At 60.6% G+C, this 2,935-nt stretch carries 3 protein-coding genes; all 3 read left to right on the top strand.

The features are described 5' to 3' along the window. The coding region (locus AC1DRJ_RS23255) for an MBOAT family O-acyltransferase (protein ID WP_477804216.1) at window positions 1-1,033 on the top strand (1,033 nt) is incomplete at its 5' end. A gap of 11 nt (window positions 1,034-1,044) precedes the next feature. After that, on the top strand, window positions 1,045-2,220 hold the full coding sequence (locus tag AC1DRJ_RS23250) for an alginate O-acetyltransferase (RefSeq protein ID WP_477804215.1): 1,176 nt from the start codon (window positions 1,045-1,047) through the stop codon (window positions 2,218-2,220). Window positions 2,221-2,237: 17 nt separating this feature from the next. Continuing rightward, window positions 2,238-2,891, top strand: coding sequence for an alginate O-acetyltransferase AlgF (locus AC1DRJ_RS23245; RefSeq protein WP_477804214.1), 654 nt, complete (start codon window positions 2,238-2,240; stop codon window positions 2,889-2,891). The last annotated feature ends 44 nt before the right edge of the window (window positions 2,892-2,935 follow it).

Here is a 2,935-nt window from a genome sequence, read left to right as displayed (position 1 = left end):
GTTCAACAACCGCACCCACACCCTGGATAAATTCTCCGAGGGCTGCACGCGGTTCATGCAGGGTTTCATCAAGAAAGTCTTCATCGCCGATACCCTCGCCGTCGTGGCCGACCACTGCTTCGCCCTGCAAAACCCGACCACGGGCGATGCCTGGCTGGGCGCACTGGCCTACACCGCGCAACTGTATTTCGACTTCTCCGGTTACAGCGACATGGCCATCGGCCTGGGCTTGATGATGGGTTTCCGTTTCATGGAAAACTTCAAACAGCCGTACATCAGCCAGTCGATCACCGAGTTCTGGCGGCGCTGGCACATCAGCCTCTCCACCTGGCTGCGTGACTACCTGTACATCACGCTGGGCGGTAACCGCAAAGGCACGCTGATGACCTATCGCAACCTGTTCCTGACCATGCTGCTCGGTGGTCTGTGGCACGGCGCGAACATCACCTACATCGTCTGGGGTGCATGGCACGGCATGTGGCTGGCGATTGAAAAAGCGCTGGGGCTGAACACCTCGCCGCGCAGCATCAACCCGATCCGCTGGGCACTGACCTTCCTGCTGGTAGTGATGGGCTGGGTGATATTCCGCGCAGAAAACCTGCACGTCGCCGGCCGTATGTACGGCGCGATGTTCAGCTTCGGCGAATGGTCGCTGTCGGAACTCAACCAGGCCAGCCTCACCGGCCTGCAAGTGGCAACCCTGGTGGTGGCTTACGTGACGCTGGCGTTCTTCGGCATCCGTGATTTCTACGCCAATCGTCCGCCTGAGAAGACCAAGCCTGCCGTCAACGTCGAGGCCGATGGCCCTGCCGGCGCAACCCCGGGAATGATCAAGGCCGTACCGGGSGACAACCCGGCCAGCATCCACCAGCCGGGTTACACCGTTGGCGTTGAAGCCACCGTGCAACCGGCCTACTGGACCGCTGACTGGTCGCGTTACGTGATGCGCGCCCTGGTGCTGCTGCTGTTCATTGCTTCGATTCTAAAACTCTCGGCGCAAAGCTTCTCGCCGTTCCTTTACTTCCAGTTCTGAGGGATCTGACCATGACCCGCTCATTACGCATCTTCTACATCGCCCTGTTCCTGCTGACACTGGCAGTACTGGGCCTGTGGTCCACGCGCAGCTTTTTCGGTTTCAGCACCAACGCCGACGCGACGGTGCTCAACGGCCGCTGGACCAAGGCCGTGGAGACGCACTACGACGACGAGTTTCCGATCAAGCGCCTGGGCACCAACCTCTGGGCCGCGCTGGATTTCAAACTGTTCAACGAAGGTCGTCCGGGCGTTGTGCTCGGTCGCGATCAGTGGCTCTACAGCGATGAAGAGTTCAACCCGATCGTCAACGAAGAGCTGAACCTGCAAGGTAACTACGCGTTGGTCGAAGGCGTGCGCCAGACCCTGAAAGCGCAAGGCGTGAAACTGGTCATGGCCATCGTGCCGGCCAAGACCCGCCTGTACCCGGAGCATCTGGGTGAGGCGAAGCCTTCGAGCATTCACGCCAACCTCTATCAGGACTTCCATGCCCGTGTGGCGGCCGACAAGATCCTCGCCCCCGACCTGCTCGGCCCGATGCAAAAGGCCAAGCAGAACGGTCAGCAAGTATTCCTGCGCACCGACACCCACTGGACTCCGGAAGGCGCGCAAATCGCCGCCGAAGCCCTGGCCAGCACCATCGCCGACAAATTCCCGTTGAGCGGCGAGCCGCAAAACTTCGTCACCGAACCTGCGGAAAAAATCACGCATAAGGGCGACCTGCGCTTGTTCCTGCCGCTGGACCCGCTGTTCGAAAATCTGATGCCGGCGCTAGAACCGCTGCAGAAGCGCAATACCGTGGCGGYCGGAGATCAGCCGGCCGGTGATGACGCGCTGTTCGCCAACACTGAAGTACCGGTGGCCCTGATCGGCACCAGTTACAGCGCCAACCCGAACTGGAATTTTGTGGGTGCGCTGAAGCAAGCGCTGCACAGCGACGTGGTCAATTACGCCGAAGACGGCCACGGCCCGATCCTGCCGATGCTCAGCTACCTGAAAAGTGATGCTTTCAAGAACAGCCCGCCACAGGTGCTGATCTGGGAGTTTCCTGAACGTTATCTGCCTGTGAACAACGAAATCGGCGACGCCGACCCGCAGTGGGTCGCAGAGCTCAAAGAAGCCGGCGCCCGCCAACAAAACGTAGCCGCAAACACTAAATCCGAGACGCCCGACCGGGCGCAAAACTGAAAGAGAGAGGTACTTCCATGACTTTCACTACAACTCCTCGCCGTCTCGCCAAGACCTTCGCACTCGTTGCAGGCATGAGCGTTCTGTCGATGCACGCCTTCGCTGGCGATGCCGCGCTCTACGGCCCGACTGCACCGAAAGGTTCGAGCTTCGTGCGTGTCTTCAACGCCGGCAACGCTGAAGTCAGCGCCACCGTCGGCAGCACCAACCTGAGYGACGTCGCACCGCTGTCCAGCACCGACTTCAGCTTCATGCCAGGCGGCGATTACAGCGCCAAGGTCGGCAGCCAGAGCCTGCCGGTGAAACTCGCCAGTGATCACTATTACACCCTGGTCAACAACGCCAGCGGCGCACCGCAACTGATCGAAGAACCGCCGTTCAAGAACAAGCAGAAGTCCCTGGTGCGCCTGCAGAACCTGAGCGACAAGCCCCTGACCCTGAAAACCGCTGACGGCAAGACCGACGTGGTGCCGAGCGTGGCCGCCAAGGGCCGTGGCGAGCGCGAAATCAACCCGGTGAAAGTCAGCCTGGCGCTGTTTGAAGGCGACAAGAAAGTCGGCGACGTCAAACCGGTTGCCCTGGAACGCGGTGAAGCGGCGGTGCTGTACGTCACCGGCAACGGCAGCAGCCTGTCGCCAGTCTGGGTAAAACGCCCGGTTTCGACGCGCTGATTAATTCGTCAGGACGATGATCCCCTGTAGCAGCTGGCGAAGCC

Source organism: Pseudomonas sp. P5_B2, from assembly GCF_056400445.1.
This window is presented reverse-complemented; position numbering and strand designations above follow the sequence as displayed.